General features: G+C 67.2%; 20 protein-coding genes and 1 other RNA gene. 11 read left to right on the top strand and 10 right to left on the bottom strand.

From position 1 onward, the window contains the following. Nucleotides 1-112: 112 nt before the first annotated feature. Nucleotides 113-811: a DUF2968 domain-containing protein gene (locus BLS50_RS03605; protein WP_074802755.1), complete on the top strand. Its 699-nt coding sequence runs from the start codon at nucleotides 113-115 to the stop codon at nucleotides 809-811. 78 nt (nucleotides 812-889) lie between these two features. Here the strand turns inward: BLS50_RS03605 and BLS50_RS03600 are convergent, their stop codons facing one another. Further along, a complete protein-coding gene (locus tag BLS50_RS03600; RefSeq protein WP_256333933.1) occupies nucleotides 890-1,852 on the bottom strand; it encodes a flagellar biosynthesis protein FlhF in 963 nt (320 codons plus the stop codon). Between the two features lie 364 nt (nucleotides 1,853-2,216). Here BLS50_RS03600 and tcuC point away from each other — a divergent pair, with 364 nt between their 5' ends. Then, on the top strand, nucleotides 2,217-3,512 hold the full coding sequence (gene tcuC, locus BLS50_RS03595; RefSeq protein ID WP_011694210.1) for an MFS transporter: 1,296 nt from the start codon (nucleotides 2,217-2,219) through the stop codon (nucleotides 3,510-3,512). An 80-nt stretch (nucleotides 3,513-3,592) separates the two neighbouring features. Here the strand turns inward: tcuC and BLS50_RS03590 are convergent, their stop codons facing one another. Then, nucleotides 3,593-5,428: a tetratricopeptide repeat protein gene (locus tag BLS50_RS03590; RefSeq protein WP_412668055.1), complete on the bottom strand. Its 1,836-nt coding sequence runs from the start codon at nucleotides 5,426-5,428 to the stop codon at nucleotides 3,593-3,595. A gap of 130 nt (nucleotides 5,429-5,558) precedes the next feature. Between BLS50_RS03590 and BLS50_RS03585 the strand changes: the two genes are divergently transcribed. After that, complete coding sequence (locus BLS50_RS03585) at nucleotides 5,559-7,205, top strand: FAD-dependent monooxygenase (protein ID WP_074800817.1); 1,647 nt, start codon at nucleotides 5,559-5,561, stop codon at nucleotides 7,203-7,205. Between the two features lie 8 nt (nucleotides 7,206-7,213). Here BLS50_RS03585 and BLS50_RS03580 read toward each other — a convergent pair whose 3' ends face one another. Genes BLS50_RS03580 through BLS50_RS03565 form a run of 4 tightly spaced genes read right to left on the bottom strand, consistent with a single transcriptional unit; the run spans nucleotide 7,214 to nucleotide 12,516 of the window. Further along, on the bottom strand, nucleotides 7,214-7,465 hold the full coding sequence (locus BLS50_RS03580; RefSeq protein ID WP_074800814.1) for a formate dehydrogenase subunit delta: 252 nt from the start codon (nucleotides 7,463-7,465) through the stop codon (nucleotides 7,214-7,216). Between the two features lie 7 nt (nucleotides 7,466-7,472). Then, complete coding sequence (gene fdhF, locus BLS50_RS03575; RefSeq protein ID WP_074800811.1) at nucleotides 7,473-10,424, bottom strand: formate dehydrogenase subunit alpha; 2,952 nt, start codon at nucleotides 10,422-10,424, stop codon at nucleotides 7,473-7,475. Nucleotides 10,425-10,441: 17 nt separating this feature from the next. After that, nucleotides 10,442-12,019: a formate dehydrogenase beta subunit gene (locus BLS50_RS03570; RefSeq protein WP_074800808.1), complete on the bottom strand. Its 1,578-nt coding sequence runs from the start codon at nucleotides 12,017-12,019 to the stop codon at nucleotides 10,442-10,444. Further along, on the bottom strand, nucleotides 12,016-12,516 hold the full coding sequence (locus BLS50_RS03565) for an NAD(P)H-dependent oxidoreductase subunit E (RefSeq protein WP_074800805.1): 501 nt from the start codon (nucleotides 12,514-12,516) through the stop codon (nucleotides 12,016-12,018). The genes BLS50_RS03570 and BLS50_RS03565 overlap by 4 nt, the downstream gene beginning before the upstream one ends. Before the next feature lie 130 nt (nucleotides 12,517-12,646). On the opposite strand from BLS50_RS03565, the gene BLS50_RS03560 reads away from it, so the two are divergent. The 3 genes from BLS50_RS03560 (at nucleotide 12,647) to BLS50_RS03550 (ending at nucleotide 14,834) form a co-directional block, all read left to right on the top strand. Beyond that, the gene (locus BLS50_RS03560) at nucleotides 12,647-13,753 is read left to right on the top strand and encodes a substrate-binding domain-containing protein (protein ID WP_074800802.1); all 1,107 of its coding nucleotides are present in this window, start codon (nucleotides 12,647-12,649) and stop codon (nucleotides 13,751-13,753) included. 101 nt (nucleotides 13,754-13,854) lie between these two features. Continuing rightward, nucleotides 13,855-14,124, top strand: a complete 270-nt coding sequence (locus BLS50_RS03555; RefSeq protein ID WP_006476587.1) for a hypothetical protein — start codon at nucleotides 13,855-13,857, stop codon at nucleotides 14,122-14,124. 356 nt (nucleotides 14,125-14,480) lie between these two features. Continuing rightward, nucleotides 14,481-14,834 (top strand): DUF4148 domain-containing protein, encoded by a 354-nt coding sequence (locus BLS50_RS03550; protein ID WP_074800799.1) that lies wholly within the window; start codon nucleotides 14,481-14,483, stop codon nucleotides 14,832-14,834. A 288-nt stretch (nucleotides 14,835-15,122) separates the two neighbouring features. On the opposite strand, the gene ssrA is transcribed toward BLS50_RS03550, so the two are convergent. The 4 genes from ssrA to ompA form a co-directional block, all read right to left on the bottom strand. Continuing rightward, nucleotides 15,123-15,492: a transfer-messenger RNA gene (gene ssrA, locus BLS50_RS03545) on the bottom strand. A 17-nt stretch (nucleotides 15,493-15,509) separates the two neighbouring features. Continuing rightward, nucleotides 15,510-16,223 (bottom strand): phosphoglycolate phosphatase, encoded by a 714-nt coding sequence (gene gph, locus BLS50_RS03540; protein ID WP_074800796.1) that lies wholly within the window; start codon nucleotides 16,221-16,223, stop codon nucleotides 15,510-15,512. 13 nt (nucleotides 16,224-16,236) lie between these two features. Then, nucleotides 16,237-16,935: a bifunctional 2-polyprenyl-6-hydroxyphenol methylase/3-demethylubiquinol 3-O-methyltransferase UbiG gene (ubiG, locus tag BLS50_RS03535; protein WP_006476580.1), complete on the bottom strand. Its 699-nt coding sequence runs from the start codon at nucleotides 16,933-16,935 to the stop codon at nucleotides 16,237-16,239. 152 nt (nucleotides 16,936-17,087) lie between these two features. Further along, the gene (gene ompA, locus BLS50_RS03530) at nucleotides 17,088-17,756 is read right to left on the bottom strand and encodes an outer membrane protein OmpA (RefSeq protein WP_006476579.1); all 669 of its coding nucleotides are present in this window, start codon (nucleotides 17,754-17,756) and stop codon (nucleotides 17,088-17,090) included. A 525-nt stretch (nucleotides 17,757-18,281) separates the two neighbouring features. Between ompA and gyrA the strand changes: the two genes are divergently transcribed. The 5 genes from gyrA to BLS50_RS03505 all read left to right on the top strand — a co-directional run bounded on the left by gyrA (nucleotide 18,282) and on the right by BLS50_RS03505 (nucleotide 25,035). Continuing rightward, a complete protein-coding gene (gene gyrA, locus BLS50_RS03525) occupies nucleotides 18,282-20,885 on the top strand; it encodes a DNA gyrase subunit A (RefSeq protein WP_011694211.1) in 2,604 nt (867 codons plus the stop codon). A gap of 83 nt (nucleotides 20,886-20,968) precedes the next feature. Beyond that, nucleotides 20,969-21,568 carry a DUF2059 domain-containing protein gene (locus tag BLS50_RS03520; RefSeq protein ID WP_006486966.1) on the top strand — a complete coding sequence of 200 codons (600 nt, stop codon included), beginning with the start codon at nucleotides 20,969-20,971 and terminating at the stop codon, nucleotides 21,566-21,568. Between the two features lie 155 nt (nucleotides 21,569-21,723). Continuing rightward, complete coding sequence (gene serC / locus BLS50_RS03515) at nucleotides 21,724-22,806, top strand: 3-phosphoserine/phosphohydroxythreonine transaminase (protein ID WP_006496544.1); 1,083 nt, start codon at nucleotides 21,724-21,726, stop codon at nucleotides 22,804-22,806. A gap of 33 nt (nucleotides 22,807-22,839) precedes the next feature. Beyond that, nucleotides 22,840-23,922, top strand: coding sequence for a prephenate dehydratase (pheA, locus tag BLS50_RS03510; RefSeq protein WP_006476576.1), 1,083 nt, complete (start codon nucleotides 22,840-22,842; stop codon nucleotides 23,920-23,922). A gap of 186 nt (nucleotides 23,923-24,108) precedes the next feature. Continuing rightward, the gene (locus BLS50_RS03505) at nucleotides 24,109-25,035 is read left to right on the top strand and encodes a prephenate dehydrogenase (RefSeq protein ID WP_074800793.1); all 927 of its coding nucleotides are present in this window, start codon (nucleotides 24,109-24,111) and stop codon (nucleotides 25,033-25,035) included. Nucleotides 25,036-25,038 lie beyond the last annotated feature (3 nt).

Below are 25,038 nucleotides of genomic sequence, written 5' to 3'. Positions count from 1 at the left end.
GCCGAATTTTCCGTGTTGGACGAAGGCCGGCCGCGTCCCGATAAATTCGAGATGCGGCCGTTTCGTTTTGAACGATAATCGCGAGTTCCGATTCGTTCGCCGGAGTCTGATGTTGGCTTTCCGAAACTTTTCCCCTGCACGATGCGCAACGTGGATCGTTGCACTGGTTGCCTGCGCGCAAGCGGGCACGGCCTGGTCCGCCGAGGCGACCGTCCCCGTCGCCGGTACGCGTCCGGCGGTCACGAGCCTGAGCGGCAGCGCGTCGCCTGCGGCATCGGCCGCGGCCGAGACGGACGCCGCCGCGCAAGGCAACGTCGCCGAGCTGACGCAGATGCTGCACGACGGCCGGATCGTCGAGATGCGTACGACGTACAACGGCAGCTACGGCGCGAGCCTGATGTTCGATCCGCGCGAGATGACGTATTACGTCGCGCTGTTCCAGGACAAGAACCTGTGGCGTGTGATCCGTTCGCAGGAAAAGAATCGGGCGGAGATGGTGTACGCGAACTTCGTCCAGCAGACCGCGCAGCTCGCCGATATCGAGATCCGCCGGACCGAGCTGCAGGCGCAGAAGGCATTTCTCGAACGCGTGATCGCGCTGCAGGCGAATCGTGCGCAGCAGTTGCAGGCCGACCTGAGCGTCGCGCGCAGCCAGCAGGCCGAAGTCGCGCAGCGGCAGCGGTCGGCGCAGGAGCAGGCCCAGGCGCTGCAGGTCGAGAAGCGGGCTGCGCAGTTGCAGTTGCGCGATCTGCAGGAGCAGGTGCGGCAACTCGAGAGACAGAACGAGACGGGGCTGCCCATGCACAAGTAACGATTCGTCGAACGGACGGAGCGAGACGAACGAAAACCCGGCGAAGCGATCTTCGCCGGGTTTTTTATTGCGCGGGCGTCAGTGCGCGAACGCGTTCGGCACGTCGGTCACGCGGCGGTGCGACAGTTGCGACGTCCAGTCGAAACCGGCCGCGCTCGGGTGCGCCGGGCGGGCCGGCTGCGTGGCGCGCAGCGCGTTCGCCATGGCGATCAGCGTGGCCGGATCGTCGAGCGAGTCGCGTGTATCGCGCGTGTCTGCCGTGCGCGGCGGCGGAGCGAGCCGATCGTGTGTGCCGGCGTTGGTCGCAGCGCGCTGGAGCAGCGCACGCTGGGTCGGCGGATGTGCGGCGAGTCGCGGCACGACCGGTGTGTGGGACGGTGCCGGCATCGTGCGCTGGCCGGTTGCCCGACGGGGCGACGCAGGCGCGGCGTGCCGCATGTCGGACGCCGTTTGCGGATGAAGCGATAGGGGGCGAAGCGGGGCGCGGTGCGTGGCGGGCGGCGTTTTCATCGTGTTCGCGACAGGCGCCGCGACCTTGCGCTGCGGCGCGGCGTTCGTCGAGGTGGCCGGGTGAGTCGCGGCCATATGTATGGTGCCGGTCGACGTCGTGACGTGATCGGCCACACCGCCGGTCGCTTGAATCGCATACGCGGGACCGAAGCCCGCGGGCGGGTCGTACGTGCCGATCAGCCAGCCGATGATGCCGAGTGCGCCGATGCTCCAGTAGAGCGCATACATCGCGCGCCGGTCACGAGGGCGGCGATGGCGCAAGCGCCGACCGGTGGCCGCAGCCGGCGGGGCAGGCAGCCCGCCCGAAGCCGGCAGCGCGGTCGCCGGCAGCGGTTGCCACCGGCATGCGGAGTGCGGCCAGTCGACGTCGATGCAGGACGTCGTCAGTGTCGCAAGGCAGTTCTTGCTGGACCGTGCACCGGGGGCACCGAGAAATCGCCATTCGCGACCGAACGGCGGGACCTGATCGAGCGGGTTGATGCGAGGGCGGGCGAGCGCGCCTTCGACCGGGACGAGGGGCGATGGGATCATGAAAGGGGTACGTCGTGCGACACGGGCGACCGTGCCGGCGCGGCGCGGAAATGTCGTCGCAAATCGTGACATTGTGGTCAGCCGGCGAAGGCAGGTCGATCAGATCAATCTGATTCTTGTACCTTTTTGGGGGCGACTTGTACGAGGCGGATGCCGCGACGGCCGTGACAGGGGCGCCAAGGGGCACCACAAGGCAAATGTCGGGCTGGCGTGGCATGATTCGCGAATCATGCCGGCGGCGCGCCGTTACGCGCCGTGCCGCCGGCGGGCAGCGATGCCCGGGCGCGCGGACTCACCCTGCGCGTCGCGCATCGTCGGATTCATGCGGCGCGGTATTCGCGCCACCCGAGCTGAGCGAGAAAACATGTCCACAGCGTCCCCTGCCATCGCGCAGGAATCGAAAGTCCGCACCGTCTTCCGGGTCGTCAGCGGCAACTTCCTGGAAATGTACGACTTCATGGTCTACGGGTATTACGCGTCGGCCATCGCGAAAACGTACTTTCCGAGCGGCAACGCGTTCGCGTCGCTGATGTTGTCGCTGTCGGTATTCGGCGCGGGTTTCCTGATGCGCCCGGTCGGTGCGATCGTGCTCGGCGCGTACATCGATCATCACGGCCGCCGCAAGGGGCTGATCCTGACACTCGGGCTGATGGCGATCGGCACGCTCACCGTGGCCGCGATCCCGGGCTATGCGACGATCGGCGTGCTCGCACCGGTGCTCGTGCTGCTCGGCCGGTTGTTGCAGGGTTTCTCGGCGGGCGTCGAGCTCGGCGGCGTGTCGGTCTACCTGTCGGAGATCGCGACGAAGGGCCACAAGGGGTTCTATACGTCGTGGCAGTCGGGCAGCCAGCAGGTGGCCGTCGTGTTCGCCGCGTTCGTCGGTGTCGTGCTGAACCGCGCGCTGCCGGTCGAGGAAATGACCGCGTGGGGCTGGCGCATTCCGTTCCTGATCGGCTGCTTGATCGTGCCGTTCCTGTTCCTGATCCGCCGGTCGCTGAAGGAGACCGACGAGTTTCTTGCGAAGCGTCACCGGCCGACGATGGGCGAGATCATGCGCTCGATGCTCGACAACTGGGGTGTCGTGGTGGCCGGCATGGGGATGGTGATCATGACGACGGTGTCGTTCTACATGATTACCGCGTACACGCCGACTTTCGGCAAGGAAGTGCTGCACCTGTCGTCGCTCGACGCGCTCGTCGTGACCGTTTGCGTCGGGATCTCGAATCTCGTGTGGTTGCCGCTGTCCGGCGCGCTGTCCGACCGCATCGGTCGCCGCCCGGTGCTGATCGCCTTCACCGTGCTGACGCTGGTGTCGGCTTATCCGGCCGTACTGTGGCTCGTCGGCGATCCGTCGTTCCTGCGGCTGCTCGCGGTCGAGCTGTGGCTGTCGTTCCTGTACGCGTCGTACAACGGCGCGATGGTCGTCGCGCTGACCGAAGTGATGCCGGCCGACGTGCGGACGGCCGGCTTCTCGCTCGCGTACAGCCTGGCCACGACGATCGGTGGCTTCACGCCGGCAATCTCGACGCTGCTGATCCACCAGACGGGCAACAAGGCGGCGCCGGGGCTGTGGCTGAGCGTGGCCGCGATCTGCGGCCTGATCGCGACGCTCGTGCTGTATCGCACGGCCGATGCGCGCAACCAGTACAAGTCAGCCTGACGGCGGCCGGTATATCGCGCGGCGTCGGCCGCGCATCACATTGAAAAGGGAGCGCGATGCGCTCCCTTTTTCGCTTGCGGTCATGCGTCGCGCAGCATGTCGGCCACTGAGGCCGCCACATCGCGCCACGCGCCCGGGGCCGGCTGGCGGGCGACCCTGGCTCGCGGATACCACGGACAGTCGTCGCCGGTGAACCAGCGCCAGTCGGCCGCGAACGGCAGCATGACCCACAGCGGCTTGCCGAGCGCGCCCGCGAGGTGTGCGACCGCCGTGTCGATCGTGACGACGCCGTCCAGGCGTTCGATCAGCGCGGCCGTATCGGCAAAGTCGTTCAGCCGGCCGTCGAGACGATGCACGCGCGGATGCGCGTCGACGCGCGCCCGTTCGTCGTCGTCGAGCGCGGGCTGCAGCACGATCCAGTCGATGTCCGGCAGCGCGAGCAGCGGCGCGAGCGCGTCGAACGGCATCGAGCGGTTTTCCTGCGCCTGCCGGCGCCCCGACCATGCCAGGCCGAACTTGCGCTTCGATTGCCCGCCGAGCGAACCGCGAAAGCGCCGGCGGGCGCCGTCGGGTGCGTCGAGGTAGCGCGAGCCGACGATGTCGTCCGGCTGCAGCCCGAGCAGGAACGGCAGGCTCATCAGCGTGCACGCGACGTCCGCGGCAGGCGGCTTCGCGGCGCCTTGCGGGACGAGCGTCACGCGCCAGCGCGATGCGGCCGGCGTCAGCAGCGCGACGAGTTCCGGCTGGACTTCGAGCACCACGCGCGCGCAGCGTGCGCGGGCCAGCGGCACGAAGCGGACGAACTGCAGCGTGTCGCCGAACCCCTGTTCCGCGCGGATCAGCAGCGTGCGCGACGCGATCGGCTCGCCGTGCCAGCGCGGCAGCGCGCCGAGCGGTGTCGCGCCGGGCGTCTCGTGGCGCGCTTCGTAGGCGGGCAGGCCACGCGTGAAGTCGCGCAGCGTCAGCAGCGTGACTGCTCGGTGCAGCCGCGCGAGCGTGAGATCGGGCGCGACCCGCAGCGCCTGGTCGAATGCGCGCAGCGCCATCTCGTGCGCACCGAGCGCGTGATGCGCGTTGCCGAGATTCAGCCATGCGAGCCCGAACGACGGATCGAGCCCGACGGCGCGCTCGTAGTAGGGCAGCGCGTCGCGGTGGCGCGCCTGCGCGCAGAGCGCATTCGCGAGCCCGAACAGCGCGAGCGGAAACGGCGGGTGCAGCGCGAGCGCGGCTTCGAATGCCGCGGCTGCCTCGGCATGCCGGCCGACCGCGTCGAGCGTGTTGCCGAGATTGAAATGCGCGGCGACGAACCGCGGCTGCGCGGCAATCGCGGCCTGGAAGTGCGCGATCGCCTCGTCGGCGCGACCCATCGCGCTCAGCGCCATCGCGAGGTTGTTGTGCGCGCCCGCATGCCCGGGCCGGAGCTCGAGCGCGCGACCGAACGCGGCGAGCGCGTCGTCGTGGCGGCCGAGCGCGTTCAGCGCGTTGCCGAGATTGTTGTGGATCGACGCGTCGTCGGGCGTGAGCCGCAGCGCACGGCCGAAGGCGTCGATCGCATCGTCGTGACGCTGCAGTGCCGCATACGCGTTGCCGAGGTTGTAGTGCGCGAGCGGAAATTCGGGCGCGAGCGTCAGCGCGTTGCGAAAGCGGTCGATCGCTTCGTCGAGCCGGCCGAGCGCTTTCAGCGCGTTGCCGAGATTGAGCTGCAGCGCGGCATCGTCCGGACGCAGCGCGACGGCGCGGCCGACGAGATCGGCCGCCTCGGCGTGCTGGCCCTGCTGGTGCCGCAGCACGCCGAACAGGTGCAGCGCGTCGGCATCGGCGGGGTTGGAGGCGAGCGCGTTGCGATAGCCGTGCTCGGCCTCGGCGAGGCGGCCGGCGCGGTGCGCGGCGTACGCGTGGTCGAATGCGGAATCCATGACGCGAAAACTGGCGGAAAGCGCGTATTTTCCCACACCGCGCGGCGCGGCCGCGTATCGGCCGGTCGGCATATGGCCCCGTGACGCGGAGCGGCGTAGACTTGCAGAGTCGCGTGTCATCGAGGTTCTCATGGCTGACACACTGCCTGATATCCCGCCCGTGCTGATCGTCGGCGCGGGGCCCACCGGTCTCGCCGCGGCGATGAGCCTCGCACGGGCCCGCGTGCCGGTGCGCATCATCGATCGTCTCGTCGCGCCCGCGCCGTTTTCGCGTGCGATCGGCATCCAGGCGCGCACGCTCGAACTGCTGGAGCAGCATCGCGCGGTCGAGCCGTTTCTCGCGCTCGGTCATCGCGCGCATGCGGCCGAGCTGCACGCCGACGGCCGCGTGATCGCACGGCTCGATTTCGATCCGCTGCGAACGCGCTATCCGTATCTGATGTTTCTCGACCAGAGCGTTACCGAGCGGCTGCTCGCCGAGCACCTGGCCGGCATGGGCGTGAGCGTCGAACGCGGGACGGCGCTGACCGGCTGCGATGCGGGCGGCACGTCGCTCGACGTGACGCTGCGCCGCGCCGACGGCCGCGACGAGTCGTTCGCCCCGTCGTACCTGATTGCCGCCGACGGCGCGCACAGCACGGTGAGGCATCTGCTCGGCCTGGGCTTTGCCGGGCATGCGTTCGAACAGACTTTCCTGCTGGCCGATTTCGCGGCGATACCCGACTGGCCGGACGAAGAGATTCACCTGTTCACGACACCCGCCGGCATCGCGGGCCTGTTTCCGATGGGAGGCGGCCGTTACCGGCTCGTCGCGGACCGGCCGCCCCGCAGCGACGCGTCGCCCGACGCGCCGGCGCCGTCGCTCGACGAATGCGACGCGATCATCCGTGCACGCGTCGGCGCATCGATCTCGCCGAGCGATCTCGCGTGGTCGTCCTATTTTCACCTGCACAGCCGGATGGTCGACCGGCTGCGTCACGGCCGCGTGTTCTTCGCGGGCGACGCGGCGCACGTCCACAGCCCGGCCGGCGCGCAGGGCATGAACACCGGCATCCAGGAGGCGTTCAACCTGGGCTGGAAGCTCGCCCGTGTCCTCGGCGCAGGCGCACCCGAGCGATTGCTCGACACGTATCACGCGGAGCGCCACCCGATCGAGCGGGACGTATTGCGGCAGACCGGTTTCGTCACGCAGATCGTCGAAGCCGAGCGCGGCGCGATGAAGCTGCTGCGTGATCACGTCGTGCCGCTGCTGGCGTCGTTCGGGCCGATGCGCGACGCGGTGAGGCGCACGGTCAGCGAGCTCGGCGTGCAATACCGGAAGAGTCCGCTCACGCTCGAGCGCGTGCTCGATGGCGGCCCGCGGGCAGGCGAGCGGGCGCCCGACGCACTCGTACACGTGCTCGACGGGCCGCTCGGCCGCGCGCCCGGCACGGCGCGGCTATACGATCTTCACGATCCGGCCTGCTTCACGCTATTGCTGCTGGAAGAGCCGGTGGATACCGACGCCGGCGAGGTGCCGCCGATCCCGGCCGATGCGCAGGCGCTCGTGCAGGGGCTCGAACGGATCATGCCGGAAGCGGTGCGCGTGTGGCGCGTCGCCGATGCCGAAGGCGATGGTACGGCCGGGCTCGCGCAGGAATACGGCCGCTCGCGCCCGTCGTTCTATCTGCTGCGGCCCGACGGCTACGTTGCCGCGCGCGGGCGCACGGCGACCGACGCGAACGCGCTGCTGCGCCACTGCGAAAGCTGGTTCGCGGGCGTGTCGGTATCCGCGTAGCCGCGCGGTCAGGCGGGCGCCGCGGCGGGGACGAGCGACGCGCGATGCGCGGCGATCGCATCGCGCACGATCGGCGTCGCGCGTTGCCCGGCTTCGCTCGACGGATCGTCGAGCGCGGCCAGCAACGCACGGCGCATCCGCGGCTCCCAGAAGCGCCGGATATGCTCGGCGATCCCGGTCAGCGCTTCGTCGCGATCGGGCATCGATTCGAAGAATGCGCCGATCTGGTTGGCCATGTCGATCAGGTGTTCGTTGTTCATCGCAGTCTCACTTGCCCGTCGTCACGGCGGCCGGCTCGGCGGCGCGGCGCTCGAGCAGGTCGAGCTGCTCCGAGTTGAAGCGCGCATACGCTTGTTGCCAGTCGGACGGTTGCGCAACCGGCATCACCTGAACGGCCGTCACCTTGTATTCCGGGCAGTTCGTCGCCCAGTCGGAGCTTTCCGTCGTGATCACGTTCGCACCCGATTCGGGGAAGTGGAACGTCGTGTAGACGACGCCCGGCTGCATGCGCTCGGACACCAGCGCGCGCAACACCGTCTGACCGGCACGCGACTCGATGCCGACCCAGTCGCCCGTCCGGATTCCGCGATCTTCCGCGTCGTGCGGATGGATTTCGAGGCGATCCTCTTCGTGCCACCGGACGTTCTCGGTCCGGCGCGTCTGCGCGCCGACGTTGTATTGCGACAGGATGCGGCCCGTCGTCAGGATCAGCGGATAGCGCTGCGTGACTTTCTCCGGCGTCGGAATGAACTTGGTGATCACGAACCGGCCCTTGCCGCGCACGAACGTGTCGATGTGCATGGTCGGCGTGCCTTCCGGCGCGTGTTCGTTGCACGGCCACTGGATGCTGCCGAGCGCGTCGAGCTTCGCGTACGACACGCCCGAGAAGGTCGGCGTGAGCCGCGCGATCTCGTCCATGATTTCCGACGGATGCGTGTAGTGCATGTCGTAGCCGAGCGCCTGCGACAGCAGCAGCGTCACTTCCCAGTCCGCGTAGCCCGCGAGCGGCGGCATTACCTTGCGCACGCGCGAGATGCGGCGCTCCGCGTTCGTGAACGTGCCGTCCTTCTCGAGGAACGTCGAGCCCGGCAGCAGCACGTGCGCGTATTTCGCGGTTTCGTTCAGGAAGATGTCCTGCACGACGATGCATTCCATCGCCGACAGCGCGGCCGCGACGTGCTGCGTGTTCGGGTCCGACTGGACGATGTCCTCGCCCTGGCAGTAGAGCCCCTTGAAGCTGCCGTCGAGCGCCGCGTCGAACATGTTCGGGATGCGCAGGCCGGGCTCCGGTTGCAGCGTGGCCGACCAGGCTTCTTCGAACTGCGTGCGCACGACCGTGTCGCTGATGTGCCGGTAGCCGGGCAGTTCGTGCGGGAACGAGCCCATGTCGCACGAACCCTGCACGTTGTTCTGGCCGCGCAGCGGATTGACGCCGACGCCTTCGCGGCCGACGTTGCCGGTCGCCATCGCGAGGTTCGCGATGCCCATCACCGTCGTCGAGCCCTGTGCGTGTTCGGTCACGCCCAGGCCGTAATAGATCGCGGCGTTGCCGCCCGTCGCGTAGAGGCGCGCGGCCTCGCGCACCAGTTCGGCGGGCACGCCCGTCACGTCGGCGGTGGCCTCGGGCGAATTGTCGGTCTGCGCGACGAAGTCGCGCCATTGCTCGAACGCGCGCGTGTCGCAGCGCTCGGCGACGAATGCGTCGGCCACCAGCCCTTCGGTGACGATCACGTGCGCCAGCGCATTGACGATCGCGACGTTGGTGCCCGGGCGCAACTGCAGATGATGCGTGGCCTTCACGTGCGGGCCGTCGACGACGTCGATGCGGCGCGGGTCGATCACGATCAGCTTCGCGCCTTCGCGCACGCGCCGCTTCAGCCGCGAGCCGAACACCGGATGGCCGTCGGTCGGGTTCGCGCCCATCACGACGATCACGTCGGCCTGGCCGACCGAGGCGAACGTCTGCGTGCCGGCCGATTCGCCGAGCGTCGTCTTCAGGCCATAGCCGGTCGGCGAGTGGCACACGCGTGCGCAAGTATCGACGTTGTTGTTGCCGAACGCGGCGCGCACGAGCTTCTGCACGAGATAGGTTTCCTCGTTCGTGCAGCGCGACGACGTGATGCCGCCGATCGAATCGCGGCCGTACTTCTGCTGCAGCTTGCGGAACTGCGTCGCCGCGTAGGTGAGGGCTTCGTCCCAGCTGACTTCGCGCCACGGGTCGGTGATCTTCTCGCGGATCATCGGCTTCGTGATGCGGTCCTTGTGCGTCGCGTAGCCCCACGCGAAGCGTCCCTTCACGCACGCGTGGCCTTCGTTCGCGAGCCCGTTCTTGTGCGGCGTCATGCGCACGACCTGCGTGCCCTTCATCTCGGCCTTGAACGAGCAGCCGACGCCGCAGTATGCGCAGGTCGTGACGACCGAGTGCTCGGCCTGCCCGAGCTGCACGACGGATTTTTCCTGCAGCGTGGCCGTCGGGCAGGCGGCGACGCACGCGCCGCACGACACGCATTCCGACGCCATGAACGATTCGCTTTCGCCGGCGGCGACGCGCGATTCGAAGCCGCGCGCGGCGATCGTCAGCGCGAACGTGCCCTGCGTTTCCTCGCACGCGCGCACGCAACGGTTGCAGACGATGCACTTCGAGGGGTCGTACGTGAAGTACGGGTTCGATTCGTCCTTCGTGTCCTTCAGGTGGTTCGCGCCGTCGAAGCCGTAGCGCACTTCGCGCAGGCCGACCACGCCGGCCATGTCCTGCAGCTCGCAGTCGCCGTTGGCCGGGCAGGTGAGGCAGTCGAGCGGATGGTCGGAGATGTACAGCTCCATCACGTTGCGGCGCAGCGACTGCAGCCGGTCCGACTGCGTGCGCACCTTCATGCCGGCTTCGGCGGGCGTCGTGCACGACGCCGGATAACCGCGCCGGCCCTCGATCTCGACGAGGCACAGCCGGCACGAGCCGAACGGCTCGAGCGAATCGGTCGCGCAGAGCTTCGGGACATTGACGCCGGCTTCGATCGCCGCGCGCATCACCGACGTGCCGGCCGGCACCGTGACCGGCTGGCCGTCGATTTCGAGCGTGACGTCGGTGTCGGCGTGTCGTTGCGGCGTACCGTAGTCGGTGTCGTCGAACGGATCGAATGCGCGCGCCTGTGCGGCGCTCTTGCACGCGCATTGGCCCGAGCCGCAGCCGCCTTGGCGGACGTTGTTCGTGTCGAGGGACATGCAGGGCTCCTTCTGGGTCAGGCCGCAGCCTTGACCGGACGCGACGCGGCATCCTTGCCGGCGGCGAGTCCGAAATCTTTGGGGAAATGGTCGAGTGCGGACAGCACCGGGTACGGCGTCATGCCGCCCATCGCGCACAGCGAGCCGGCGAGCATGGTGTCGCACAGGTCGCGCAACAGCGTGACCTGTCGCTCCGACGTATCGCCGTGGCGAATCCGCGCGATCGTCTCGACGCCGCGCGTCGAACCGATTCGGCACGGCGTGCACTTGCCGCACGATTCGATCGCGCAGAACTTCATCGCGTATTCGGCCAGCTCGGCGAGATTCGACGTGTCGTCGTGCAGCACGATGCCGCCGTGGCCGACGACCGCGCCGATCGCCGTGTACGCCTCGTAGTCGAGCGGCACGTCCCACTGATGGTCGGGCAGGTAGGTGCCGAGCGGGCCGCCGACCTGCGCGGCGCGTGCCGGCCGGCCGCTGGCCGTGCCGCCGCCGAAGTCGAACAGCAGCTCGCGCAGCGTGACGCCGAACGCGAGCTCGACGAGGCCGCCGTGACGGATGTTGCCGGCAAGCTGGAACGGCAGCGTGCCGCGCGAGCGGCCCATCCCGTAGTCGCGATAGAACGCGGCGCCGCGCGCGAAGATCACGGGCGCCGTCGCGAGCGTGATCACGTTGTTGATCACGGTCGGTTGGCCGAACAGGCCCGCGAGCGCGGGCAGCGGCGGCTTCGCGCGCACGACGCCGCGCTTGCCCTCGAGCGATTCGAGCAGCGCCGTTTCCTCGCCGCATACGTACGAGCCCGCGCCTTTCGCGACGTGCAGCTCGAACGCATGCGCGGAGCCGAGCACGTGCTCGCCGAGCCAGCCGGCTTCACGCGCGCGGACGATCGCGGCTTCGAGCGTCGCGATCGCGTGCGGGTATTCGCTGCGCACATAGATGTAGCCGACCGTCGCGCCGGTGGCGACGCCCGCGATGATCATCCCTTCGATCAGGCAGTACGGATCGCATTCCATCAGCAGGCGGTCGGAGAACGTGCCCGAATCGCCTTCGTCCGCGTTGCAGACGATGTATTTCTGCGCGGCGCGTGCTTGCCGCACGGTACGCCACTTGATGCCGGCCGGGAACGCCGCGCCGCCGCGGCCGCGCAGCCCCGATTCGATCAGCGTTTCGCAGGCGGCGTCGCCATCGAGCGCCAGTGCGTTCTTCAGGCCGGCGAGGCCGCCGTGCTGCAGGTAGTCGTCGATCGACAGCGGATCGGTCAGGCCGATCCGCGCGAACGTGAGCCGCTGCTGACGGGCGAGGTAGGGCAGCGCGTCGACGAGGCCGACACTGCTCGGATGCGTGCCGCCTTCGAGCCAGCCGGCGTCGAACAGGGCCGGCACGTCGGCGGCCGACAGGTTCGCATAGCCGACGCGGCCGGCGGCCGTCCCGACCTCGACGAGCGGCTCGAGCCACAGCAGCCCGCGCGACCCGTTGCGGATCAGTTCGACCGCGATGCCGCGCCGTTCGGCTTCGGCCACGATCGCGGTGGCGAGCGCGTCGGCGCCGAGCGCCAGCGCGGACGAATCGCGCGGAACGTAGATGAGGGTCGTCATGCGGCCTCCGGCGTGTGGGCGAGCGCGTCGGCCAGCAGCGCGTCGAACTTCTCCGGCGTGACCTTGGCGTGGAGCACGCCGTTGACCGTCATCGACGGCGATTGCGCGCACAGTCCGAGGCAATAGACCGATTCGAGCGCGACGTCGTCCGGCGTACGGGGCGCGGCGGCATCGCCGTGCGCCGCGTCGAACCGGCAGCCGGTGCGGGCTTCCGCGTGGGCGGCGAGCGTTTCGCAGCCCATGCTGCGGCACGCTTCGGCGCGGCACATCTGGATCGTCACGCGGGCGGGCGGCGTGGTGCGGAAGTGGTGGTAGTAGGTCAGGACGCCATGTACTTCCGCGCGCGACAGGTTCAGCGCCTTGGCGAGCGGCGCGACGCAGCCCGGCGGCACGTAGCCCGCGTCGTCCTGGATCGCGTGCAGGATCGCGACGAGCGACCGGCCGGCGCGCGCATGGCGCTCGACGAGCACGTCGGGCGCAGGGGAATTCGGGGACATCGTTATGCTCCTCCAAAGTCTCATATGCGCTCGCAATTCATATATGGCGCAGCGGGACTTGGTTCTGATTGATTTTGACCAACGATAAGCGGAAGATTTCGCGGTCGCAATAGGAAATCGGAGTGCATAATTGATTCGAATCGAATGCGACGCGTATCTGACCGTACGCGACACGGAAGGCCGCTCGGCCAGTCTGTCCGACGTCGCTCCGCTGCTGGAGCTCGTGGCCGGGACGGGCAGCATCGCGCAGGCCGCGCAAGCCAAGGGGCTGTCGTACCGGCACGCGTGGGGCATGCTCCGCGCGCTGGAATCGTGCATCGGCGGGGAGTTGATCGAAACCGCGCGCGGCAAGGGTTCGACGTTGTCGGCGCTGGGGCAGGCCGTCGTCGATGCGCAGCGTCTGGCACGCAGCCGCCTCGACGGGAATCTGCGCACGCTCGCGGCCGAGGTGGCCAGTGAGCTGAACCGGCGGCTCGCGCAGCGCGACGGCGCTGTGCGCATTCATGCGTCGCATGGTTATGCGGTCGCGACGCTGGTCTCCGCGCTCGTCGATGCGCAGGCGGCCGTCGACATCAAATATCGCGAGAGCGTCGAGGCCGTGCAGGCGCTCGCGCGCGGCGAATGCGACCTCGCCGGCTTCCATTTGCCGCGCGGCGCGTTTCGCGCGCAGTGCGCGCAAATCTACCGGCCCTGGCTCGACGACACACGCCACGTGCTGATCCACCTGACGCGCCGCCAGCAGGGGCTGTTCGTGCCGCGCGGCAATCCGAGGCAAGTGCGCGGGCTGGCGGATCTGGCGCGCAACGACATCCGCTTCGTCAATCGCCAGCCGGGGTCGGGCACGCGCATGCTGCTGGATCTCGCGTTGCGCGCGATCGGCATCGATCCTGAGCGCATCGACGGCTATGCGTCGGCCGAACTCACGCATTCGGCGATCGCGGCGTTCGTCGCAAGCGGCATGGCCGATCTCGGTTTCGGCGTCGAGCCGGCCGCCCGTCACTTCGGGCTCGACTTCATCCCGGTCGTCGACGAGGATTATTACTTCGCGTGCGAACATGCGCGGCTCGATGTGCGGCCGCTTGCCGATGTGCTGGCGCTGCTGCGCGACGCGCGGTTCGTCGAGCGCGTCGCGCATCTCGACGGCTACGATCCGGCCGCGTGCGGCGCGCTGGAACCCATCGCGACAGGGCTTGCCGGCAGCGACGGCACGAGCGTGCCGGACCGCAATTCCCCGTAACGAGAACGCGACCGGACCGCGCTGCAGCAGTGGGGGATTTGCGCTACGCTTGCCGCTTGATCAACGTTCCAACAAGCACGCCGTTCAGGCGTCATCCCGCCATGAAATTTTCCGTTCCCCTTGCCGCGGCAGCGTTGACCGCAGGGCTGCTGATCGTCGCTTCGCCGCTTGCGTTCGCGCAGAATTCCCCGGGTGTGCCCGGCGGGATCCTGAGCGAACAGTTCCGCCTGAACGAACATCCGCAGATGCCGTTCGCGGCGTCGGCGCCTTCCGAGAAATACCAGAGCGGCAAGAAGTCGGCATTGCGCCGCAAGGGTGACCTGGGCGACCCGAACGGCTGCAACCTGAAGTGCCCGATGGATACCCGGTAACGCGCAGGCGGCGCGTCTGCGCCTGAACGGGGCGCGGTCTTCTGCGCAGCGGCTCGATCGACTGATAGACGGCTGCGCACGTTCCGCCCCGATTCCGCTTTATTCGAGCCCCGCGAAGCCCGTCGCCTCGCGGGGCTCGTGCTTTTCGGCGAGCCTTCTCGCAACGGGGGGGCGGACGAAGGGGCCGATCGCCCGCGTTGCTGTTCCGATAGAAATCTAGGGTTAACCCGTAAATCAGGAAGGATGTCTTCCTGAAACCTGCCTTATTCTTAAGCATCTACCTACATAAACTTCGGTTTGTCGGCGCTGATCAAGGTGTTCACCGCCGAATCAGACAAATCTGGAGGTAGGTCATCATGAAGTCGCTCGTTCAAGCCGTTGTCGTTGCCGCTGCTCTCGTTGCCCCGGTCGTGTCGTTCGCCGAGTCGGGTTCGACGATTACCCGTGCGCAGGTTCGTGCCGAACTGGTTCAACTCCAGCAGGCCGGTTACAACACCGCCCGCGGCGAAGATCCGCATTATCCGGAAGCGATCCAGGCCGCAACGGCCCGTATCGCGGAGCAGCAGCGCAGCGCGCTGGCGCAAGCGCAAGGCGCCGACGCCAGCGGCTACGGTGCGCAGGCGCTGGGCGCATCGGCGTCGGGTTCGCGCGCAATGGGCGTGCGTCCGGCCAGCGCGGAAGAAATGAAGTCGCTGTATCGCGGCAGCTAAGCCGCACGTTGTCTGGGGTGGGCGAACGCGGACGCGGCGATGCGTCGTGCCCGACGCCTGCCCGCGGGCCGGCCGCCATTCGGCGCAACCGATGATGGCGCCGGCGCGGCAGAACATCCGTCACCTCCTGCCGCCGCGACACCGGCGGCATTCCGTCCGTCCCGTCCGGGGCTGGGCGCTTTTTCGGAGGGTGTGGGGCGGGTGCGTTTCGCAGGCAAGAAAAAACCCCGCGGAGCAACGCTCGGCGGGGTTTTCTTTGCGAAACGTGGTGAACGTTTGGCGGGTATTTGGTGGAGGCGGCGGGAATCGAACCCGCGTCCAGAAGCGCTCCACGACTAGTTCTACATGTTTAGTCCAGTCTTTTGATTTAACCGCAGCGACGCGGACGAACACGCTGCACTACGGCGATTCGCTGGATTTTCGACCCTGGCGTCGCGACGCCGACAGGGCTTAACTGACGTAAATGACCTCTGGCGGTATTGCTACCGGTCTTGCGACACTAGCCCGTCAGTGAACTAGGCAGAGGACGGCGGCCCTTAGGCTGCCAGTGCGAACGTATCGTCGTTTGCAGTTACGATTTTCCCATTGATTAACGAGGTGACGGGTCCTCGACATGCCCTAGCCGCTTCACAACCCCTGTCGAAACCAGGTCGCCCCCGCGGATAAGATCGACCATTATAGCCCAACATCGCGCAGCAGGTGCCGCAGTTCCTGCGTCGTGCCGACGAGGTGCTGGGCCTGCCAGTCGGCCGGCGCGATACCGTCGCCGCAATAGCCGTATGCGGCCGCGACCGTAGCCATGCCGGCGGCGCTGCCCGCCTGGATGTCGCGCAGGTCGTCACCCACGTAGACGATACGCTCGGGCGCGAGTGTCAGTTGCTCGGCGGCATGCAGCAGCGGGGCCGGATGCGGCTTCGAGTACGGTGTTGTGTCGCCCCCGACGACGCAGGCGGCGCGCGGCGCGAGGCCGAGCAGATCGACGAGCGGTGCGGTGAGCCGCATCGCCTTGTTCGTGACGATGCCCCAGCGTACGCCGCGCGCATCGAGTTCGTCGAGCACGTCGCCGATGCCGGGGAACAGCGTCGTATGCACGCACAGATCGGTCGCGTAGTTGGCCAGGAACTCGTCGCGCATCGCTTCGTAGCCGCGCGTGTGAGGATCGATGCCGAACGCGCCGCCGAGCAGGCCGCGCGCGCCGGCCGAGGCCAGCGGCCGCAACACGTCGAGCGACGTTTCGGGCAGGCCGCGCTCGCGCTGCATCTTGTTGACGGCTGCCGCGAGGTCGGGCGCCGTGTCGGCGAGCGTGCCATCCAGATCGAACAGGACCGCATCGCAGTGCAACAGGCGCGGTTCGTCTGCGATCCGCGCGGTCGAAAGGGGAGTCGTCATGCCGGTTGGAGGGTCACGCGCCGCGACGGCACGCAACCAGGTAGTTGATATCGGTGTCGTTCGACAGCGCGAAGCGCTTGCCGATCGGGTGGTACGTGATGCCCTTGATCTCGACGATGTGCAGATCCGTCGCGCGCACGAAGCTGGCCAGTTCCGACGGGCGGATGAAACGCGCGTAATCGTGCGTGCCCTTCGGCAGCATTTGCGCGATGTATTCCGCGCCGATCACGGCGAACAGGTAGGACTTCAGGTTGCGATTCAGCGTCGAGAAGAACACCCAGCCGCCCGGTTTCACGAGCGTCGCGCACGCGGCCACGATGTCGCCGGGCGACGGTACGTGCTCGAGCATTTCCATGCACGTGACGACGTCGTAGGTGCCCGGTTCGCGCGCGGCGATCGCTTCGGCCGCGATCGCCTCGTACTCGACCGAAATGCCGCTTTCGAGGCTGTGCAGGTCGGCCACGCCGAGCGCTTCGGTCGACAGGTCGATGCCTTTCACCTGGGCGCCGAGCCCGGCCATCGATTCGGACAGGATGCCGCCGCCGCAGCCGATGTCGAGTGCGCGCTTGCCGGCCAGGTGCGCATGCGCGTCGATCCAGCCGAGCCGGACCGGGTTCAGGTCGTGCAGCGGTTTGAATTCGGCATTCGGATCCCACCACCGGTGGGCGAGGTCGCTGAATTTCTGGAGTTCGTGCGGATCGGCGTTGGTCATGTCGGCAAACGGGCTACGAGAGGAGGGCGGTGCTTCGGTGCGTCAGCCCCGAGTATATAAGCGGGCGGACGACGAGGCCAGCGAGCGCCTGGACGGGCGTCAATGAAAAAGCCCCGCCGGAGCGGGGCTTTGAAGCAGTCGAAAACCGCGGCTTAGTTTGCCGGAACGGTCGTCTTCTGCACTTGCTGCGTACCAACCACTTCGACTTCCACGCGGCGGTCCGGTGCGAGGCAGGCGATGAGTTGCTTGCGGTTCTTCTGGTTGCAGCCAGTCGTAACCGGGTTGCGCTTGCCCTTGCCTTCCGTGTAGATCTTGTTGGCCGGCACACCCTTGCTGACCAGATACGACTTCACGGCTTGCGCACGGCGCAGCGACAGACGGTCGTTGTACTTGTCCGAACCGATACGGTCCGTGTAGCCCGTTGCGACGACCACTTCCGTGTTCATGCCTTCGATCTTCGAAGCCAGTTCGTCCAGCTTTTGCTTGCCCAGCGGCTTGAGCGTTGCCTTGTCGAAGTCGAACAGTGCGTCAGCTTGATACGTGATCTTCTGGCTCGTGATGGCCGGAGCGACCGGAGCGACCGGCGGCTGCGGTGCCTGGGCGACCAGTGCGCCATCGCACTTCGCGTTGGCGGTGGCCGGCGTCCAGAACGCATCGCGCCAGCAGAGCTCGTTCGTGCCGTTCATCCACACCCATTCGCCCGTGCCGTTCACCCAGTTGTCATTGACGGCTTGACGCGACGCCGGCACCGACTGTGCCGAAGCGGATGCAGCCATAACTGCGGTAGCTGCAATGAACGCGAGCTTTGAAAGTTTATTCATATTTCTCCTCTCGAAATTGAGATTACCGCAGGTTTACTGCGAGCCTGTTGACGGTGACAAGTCATACATTGCTCGAAGTATAACATTGGTGCGGCACAAAAAACGCGGCACCGCTCTGTGTAGACTTCGAGCAGCGTCTAACTTTCAGTGCGTTGGCATTTTGCCATATCGTTCCCTTCCTACGAAAAAAAATCCTCCCCACCCCAAGATCGCTTCAACTTTGTGGTGCATGCGCAACACCGGCCTGCCGTAACTTTTAGAGATTGTCAAGAGCGGGGCGGCGAAATTGCGTGAATGCATGCAGTTGTTTACTCGTGCGCATGGAACGCTGGGGGCGACCGCCTGCGACGTCGAGTCGCACGCGATTTCGGCCGATTCGCGGCGCCCGCGATTTTTGCTGTTTACATATAGAGGGGGAGGCGGATTGGCGGCTGATGGGCGCATGTTAGAATCTCGCGTTGCGTTGCGCATGCAGCGCCCACGCGAAAGGCGTTCGCCGTCTTCGCTCCGAAACGATACGGATACATGGATCAATTCGCCAAAGAGACCCTGCCCACCTCCCTAGAGGAGGAAATGCGCCGTTCGTATCTCGATTACGCGATGAGCGTGATCGTCGGACGTGCCCTCCCGGATGTCCGCGATGGCCTCAAGCCCGTGCACCGGCGCGTATTGTTCGCGATGCACGAACTGAACAACGACTGGAACCGCGCGTACAAGAAGTCGGCGCGTATCGTCGGTGACGTGATCGGTAAATATCACCCTCACGGCGATACCGCGGTCTACGACACGATCGTGCGGATGGCGCAGGACTTCTCGCTGCGCTACATGCTGATCGACGGGCAGGGCAACTTCGGCTCGATCGACGGCGACAATGCTGCGGCGATGCGTTACACCGAAATTCGCATGGCGAAGATCGGTCACGAGCTGCTTGCCGACATCGACAAGGAAACGGTCGATTTCGAGCCGAACTACGACGGCAACGAAATGCAGCCGTCGGTTCTGCCGTCGCGCATTCCGAACCTGCTGATCAACGGCTCGTCGGGCATCGCGGTCGGCATGGCGACCAACATCCCGCCGCACAACCTGAACGAAGTCGTCGACGCGTGCCAGCACCTGCTCGGCAACCCGGAAGCGACGATCGACGAGCTGATCGAGATCATTCCGGCGCCGGACTTCCCGACGGCCGGCATCATCTACGGCGTCGCCGGCGTGCGCGACGGCTACCGCACCGGGCGCGGCCGCGTCGTGATGCGGGCGGCCACGCACTTCGAGGAGATCGACCGCGGCCAGCGGATGGCGATCATCGTCGACGAGCTGCCGTACCAGGTGAACAAGCGGTCGCTGCTCGAGCGGATCGCCGAGCTCGTCAATGAGAAGAAGCTCGAAGGCATCTCCGACATCCGCGACGAGTCCGACAAGAGCGGCATGCGCGTCGTGATCGAGCTCAAGCGCGGCGAAGTGCCGGAAGTGGTGCTGAACAACCTGTACAAGGCGACGCAGCTGCAGGACACGTTCGGCATGAACATGGTCGCGCTCGTCGACGGCCAGCCGAAGCTGCTGAACCTGAAGGAAATCCTGCAGTGCTTCCTGTCGCACCGACGCGAAGTGCTGACGCGCCGCACGATCTACGAACTGCGCAAGGCCCGCGAACGCGGCCACGTGCTCGAAGGTCTCGCGGTCGCGCTCGCGAACATCGACGAGTTCATCGCGATCATCAAGGCCGCGCCGACGCCGCCGATCGCGAAGCAGGAACTGATGGCGAAGCCGTGGGATTCGTCGCTCGTGCGCGAGATGCTGACGCGCGCCGAGAGCGAGAACGCGGCGGCCGGCGGTCGTTCCGCGTACCGTCCGGAAGGCCTGAACCCGGCATTCGGGATGCAGACCGACGGGCTGTACCGCCTGTCCGACACGCAGGCGCAGGAAATCCTGCAGATGCGTCTGCAGCGCCTGACCGGTCTCGAGCAGGACAAGATCATCGGCGAGTACCGCGACGTGATGGCGCAGATCGCCGACCTGCTGGACATCCTCGCGCGCCCCGAGCGGATCACGACGATGATCGGCGACGAGCTGACCTCGGTGAAGGCCGAATTCGGTGATGCGCGCCGCTCGAAGATCGAGCTGAACGCGACCGAGCTGAACACCGAGGATCTGATCACGCCGCAGGACATGGTCGTCACGATGTCGCATGCGGGCTACGTGAAGTCGCAGCCGCTGTCCGAGTACCGTGCGCAGAAGCGCGGCGGTCGCGGCAAGCAGGCGACGCAGATGAAGGAAGACGACTGGATCGAGACGCTCTTCATCGCGAACACGCACGACTACATCCTGTGCTTCTCGAACCGCGGCCGCGTGTACTGGGTCAAGGTCTATGAAGTGCCGCAGGGCTCGCGCAACTCGCGCGGCCGCCCGATCGTCAACATGTTCCCGCTGCAGGAAGGCGAGAAGATCAACGTCGTGCTGCCGGTCAAGGAATTCTCGGCCGACAAGTTCATCTTCATGGCGACGTCGCTCGGCACCGTGAAGAAGACGCCGCTCGAAGCGTTCAGCCGCCCGATGAAGAAGGGCATCATCGCGGTCGGCCTCGACGAGGGCGACTACCTGATCGGTGCGTCGATCACCGACGGCGCGCACGACGTGATGCTGTTCTCCGACGCCGGCAAGGCCGTGCGTTTCGACGAGAACGACGTGCGTCCGATGGGGCGCGAGGCGCGCGGCGTGCGCGGCATGCAGCTCGAGGACGGGCAGCAGGTCATCGCGATGCTGGTTGCCGGCAGCGAGGAGCAGACCGTGCTCACCGCAACCGAAAACGGCTACGGCAAGCGCACGCCGATCACCGAGTACACGCGCCATGGCCGCGGTACGAAGGGTATGATCGCGATCCAGACGTCCGAGCGCAACGGCAAGGTCGTGGCTGCCACGCTCGTCGACGCCGAGGATCAGATCATGCTGATCACGACGGCCGGCGTGTTGATTCGCACCCGCGTATCCGAGGTTCGCGAGATGGGGCGCGCCACGCAAGGTGTTACACTCATCAGTCTCGATGAGGGCACCAAGCTCTCTGGCCTGCAGCAGATCGCGGAGGCCGAAGAGGGAGAGGGCGAGGCCGACGAGGCGTCGGACGGCGAAGCCTGAAGAACGGATGAGACTCTGGCCGCCGCGGGCGAAAAGCGCCGCGGCCGGCGAGCAACCATTCATATTTCCAAAAGGGAGTGATGATGCAAAAGCAATTCAAGCAACTGGTTCTGCTGGCTGCACTGGTGCCGACGTTCGCGATGGCGCAAGCGCTGTCGAATTCCGCACCGGCAGCTCCGGCGGCAGCTGCGCCGATCGACGCCGACAAGAAGGCAGCGATCAAGGATCTGCTCGACGCGATCGACGCGCCGAAGCTCGTGTCGGCAATCGGCAACAGCGCCGAAATGCAGGCCAAGCAGCTCGTGCCGGCCATCCTGTCGGACGCGCTGTCGGAAAACAAGACGCTGAACGACAAGCAGAAGCAGGCTGCCGTTCCGACGCTGCAGAAGAACGCGGTGCCGAAGCTGGTCGACGGCGCAGGCAAGGTGTTCGGTACGCAACAGTTCCAGAGCGACGCGATGTCGGCTCAGTACGACGCATACGCGAAGTACTACAGCACGTCGGAGATCAAGGATCTGACGACGTTCTACAAGAGCCCGACGGGCCGCAAGTTCATCCAGGTTCAGGATCAGGTCGGTCGCGACGTGGTCAACGGCCTGATGCAGAAGTACATGCCGCAAGCGATCCAGGCAACGCGTACGCAGGCTGACAAGGAAGTCGCAGCAGTCAAGCCGGGAAAGTAAGCTGTCCGGGCGCGCCCCCGGCCGTTCGGCCGGGTTTGGCGGGAGCCTGACGACAGTGCGATAATGGCCGTTTGCGCGCGAGCGCAAGCGGCCATTTCTTTTCTGGCGCGTTTTGCCGGCGGCAAGCCGGTCGCGTCCCTCCCGAGGTTTTCACGATGCGCGTCTTTAATTTCTCCGCCGGCCCTGCGGCGATGCCCGAGGAAGTGCTGCGGCAGGCCGCCGACGAAATGCTCGACTGGCATGGCAGCGGCATGAGCGTGATGGAGATGAGCCATCGCGGCAAGGAATTCATGTCGATCCACGAGGCCGCGCTGACCGACCTGCGCGACCTGCTCGGCGTGCCGGCGAGCCACCGGATCCTGTTCCTGCAGGGCGGCGGCATCGCGGAAAACGCGATCGTGCCGATGAACCTGCTCGGCGCGCGCAAGACGGCCGACTTCGTCGTGACGGGTTCGTGGTCGCAGAAATCGTTCGGCGAGGCGAAGAAGTTCTGCACGCCGCATCTGGCCGCGAGCGGCAAGACGGAGGCCGGCTTCACGCGTGCGCCCGCGCGCGCCGAATGGCAGCTGTCGGACGATCCGGCCTACGTGCACCTGTGCACCAACGAGACGATCGACGGCGTCGAGACATTCGAGATCCCGGATCTCGGCGACGTGCCGCTGGTCGCCGATGTCTCGTCGCACATCCTGTCGCGCCCGATGGACGTCGCGAAGTACGGCGTGCTGTTCGGCGGCGCGCAGAAGAACATCGGGATGGCCGGCGTGACGGTCGTGATCGTGCGCGAGGATCTGCTCGATCGCGCGCTGTCGATCTGCCCGTCCGCATTCGAATGGAAGACCATCGCCGCGAACAACTCGCTGTACAACACGCCGCCCACCTACGCGATCTACATCGCGGGCCTCGTGTTCCAGTGGCTGAAGCGGCAGGGCGGCCTCGAGGCGATCGAGGCCCGCAACATCGAAAAATCGAAGCTGCTCTACGACACGATCGACGCGAGCAGCTTCTATCTGAACAAGGTCGAGCCGGCAGCACGTTCGCGGATGAACGTGCCGTTTTTCCTGGCCGACGAAACGCGCAACGAAGACTTCCTTGCCGGCGCAAAGGCGCGCGGGCTGCTGCAGCTGAAGGGCCACAAGTCCGTCGGCGGCATGCGGGCGTCGATCTACAACGCGGTGCCGCTCGAGGGCGTGAAGGCGCTGGTCGAGTACATGAAGGACTTCGAACAGCGCGGCGCCTGACGGCGGCGCTGTTCAAACAGCACGGCAAAACGCATGGACGACGAACTGAATTCCCGCCTGAAGCCGCTGCGCGACCGCATCGACGCGATCGACGCGCAGCTGATCGCGCTCCTGAACCAGCGCGCCGCGGTGGCGCTCGAGGTGGGCGAGGTCAAGAAGCATTTCAACGCGCCGGTGTTCCGGCCGGAGCGCGAGCTGCAGGTGATCGCGCGGCTGCAGGACATGAGCGCCGGGCCGCTCGCGAGTGAGCACATCAGCGCCATCTGGCGCGAGATCATGGCCGCGAGCCGTGCGCTCGAGCAGACGATCCACGTTGCGTTCCTCGGGCCGGTCGGCACGTATAGCGAACAGGCGATGTTCGAGTATTTCGGCCAGTCGATCGAAGGGCTGCCCTGCCCGTCGATCGACGAGGTGTTCCGCTCGGTCGAGGCCGGTGCGTCGGCATTCGGCATCGCGCCGGTCGAGAATTCGACCGAAGGCGCCGTGTCGCGCACGCTCGACCTGCTGCTGCAGACCCAACTGCTGATCAGCGGCGAGCTCGCGCTGCCCATCCATCACAACCTGCTCACGCAGAGCGGCACGCTCGACGGCGTGAAGCGTGTCTGCGCGCATGCGCAGGCGCTTGCGCAATGCCAGCAGTGGCTCGCGGCGAATGCGCCGCAGCTCGAGCGGCAGGCCGTGGCGAGCAACGCGGAGGCCGCGCGCCTCGCAGCGGCCGATCCGACCGTCGCCGCGATCGCGGGCGACCGCGCAGCCGCGCATTACGGCCTGCAGATCGCGTTCTCGCTGATCCAGGACGATCCGCACAACCGCACGCGCTTCGTGATCGTCGGCAAGCAGCCGGCCGGCCAGAGCGGTCACGACCAGACGTCGCTGATCGTGTCGGTGAAGAACGAGCCGGGCGCCGTGTTCAAGCTGCTCGAGCCGCTCGCGCGGCACGGCGTGTCGATGACCCGCTTCGAGTCGCGTCCGGCGCGCGTCGGCACGTGGGAGTACTACTTCTACATCGACATCGAAGGGCACCGCGACGATGCGGCGGTGGCGGCCGCGCTGGCGGAACTCGGCCAGAAGGCCGCGTTCCTGAAGGTACTCGGTTCGTATCCGCGCGCACGCTGATACGCGGCGGCCCGTCGCCTGCTCGCGCAGGCGTGGTGGCCGGGCGGGCAGGGCAGGCCGGTCGGCGCTGCCGAAGGCGGGTTCGGGCGGTATCCGGTGCAGGTTGCGCCGGGTGCGCGCCCGTTGCCCGGAATCTGGAATTCCGCATGCGGGGCGTCGTCCTGCACGCGTAACTTGGCTCTTGTCGTGTCAGGCTTTGCATTCAACAAACTGGTCATCTTCGGCGTCGGCCTGATCGGCGGATCGCTGGCCCGCGCGCTGCGCGAGCGCGCGCCGGGCGGCGCGGGCGAGATCGTCGGCGTGGGCCGTTCGCGCGCGTCGGTCGAGCGCGCGCTGTCGCTCGGCGTGATCGATCGCGCGGCGGCGCTCGACGACGACGTGCAGTTGCGCGACGCGCTCGCCGGCGCCGATCTCGTCCTGCTGGCCGCGCCCGTCGCGCAGACGGGCCCGTTGCTCGCGCGCATCGCGCCGTGGCTCGACGGCGCGACGATCGTCACCGATGCAGGCAGCACCAAGTCAGATGTCGTCGCGGCCGCGCGCGACGCGCTCGGCGCGCGGATCGCGCAGTTCGTGCCGGGTCATCCGATCGCGGGGCGCGAGTCGAGCGGCGTCGAGGCGGCGTTGCCCGACCTCTACGTCGGCCGCAACGTCGTGCTGTGCCCGCTGCCGGAGAACGAGCCCGACGCGGTGGCCAGGATCGACGCGATGTGGCGCGCGACCGGCGCCGACGTGCGCATGATGAGCACCGAACAGCACGATCGCGTATTTGCGTCGATCAGCCATCTGCCGCACGTGCTGTCGTTCGCGCTCGTCGAGCAGATTCTCGGCGAGGCCGACGCGGAACTGAAATTCTCGTACGCGGCCGGCGGTTTCCGCGATTTCACGCGCATCGCGGCGTCGAACCCGGAAATGTGGCGCGACGTGTGCGTCGCGAACCGCGCGGCGCTGCTCGTCGAACTCGACGGCTACACGCGCGTGCTCACGCGGCTGCGCGCGGCGATCGACGCCGGCGACGGCGCGGCGCTCGAAGCCGTATTCACGCGCTCGCGCGCCGCGCGCAAGGCATGGCAGGAACGCGGCGGCACGCCCGCTGCCGAACCGGTCAAGAAATAACAG

The sequence above is a fragment of the Burkholderia orbicola genome (genome assembly GCF_900100915.1).
Lineage (GTDB): Bacteria > Pseudomonadota > Gammaproteobacteria > Burkholderiales > Burkholderiaceae > Burkholderia > Burkholderia orbicola.
This window is presented reverse-complemented; position numbering and strand designations above follow the sequence as displayed.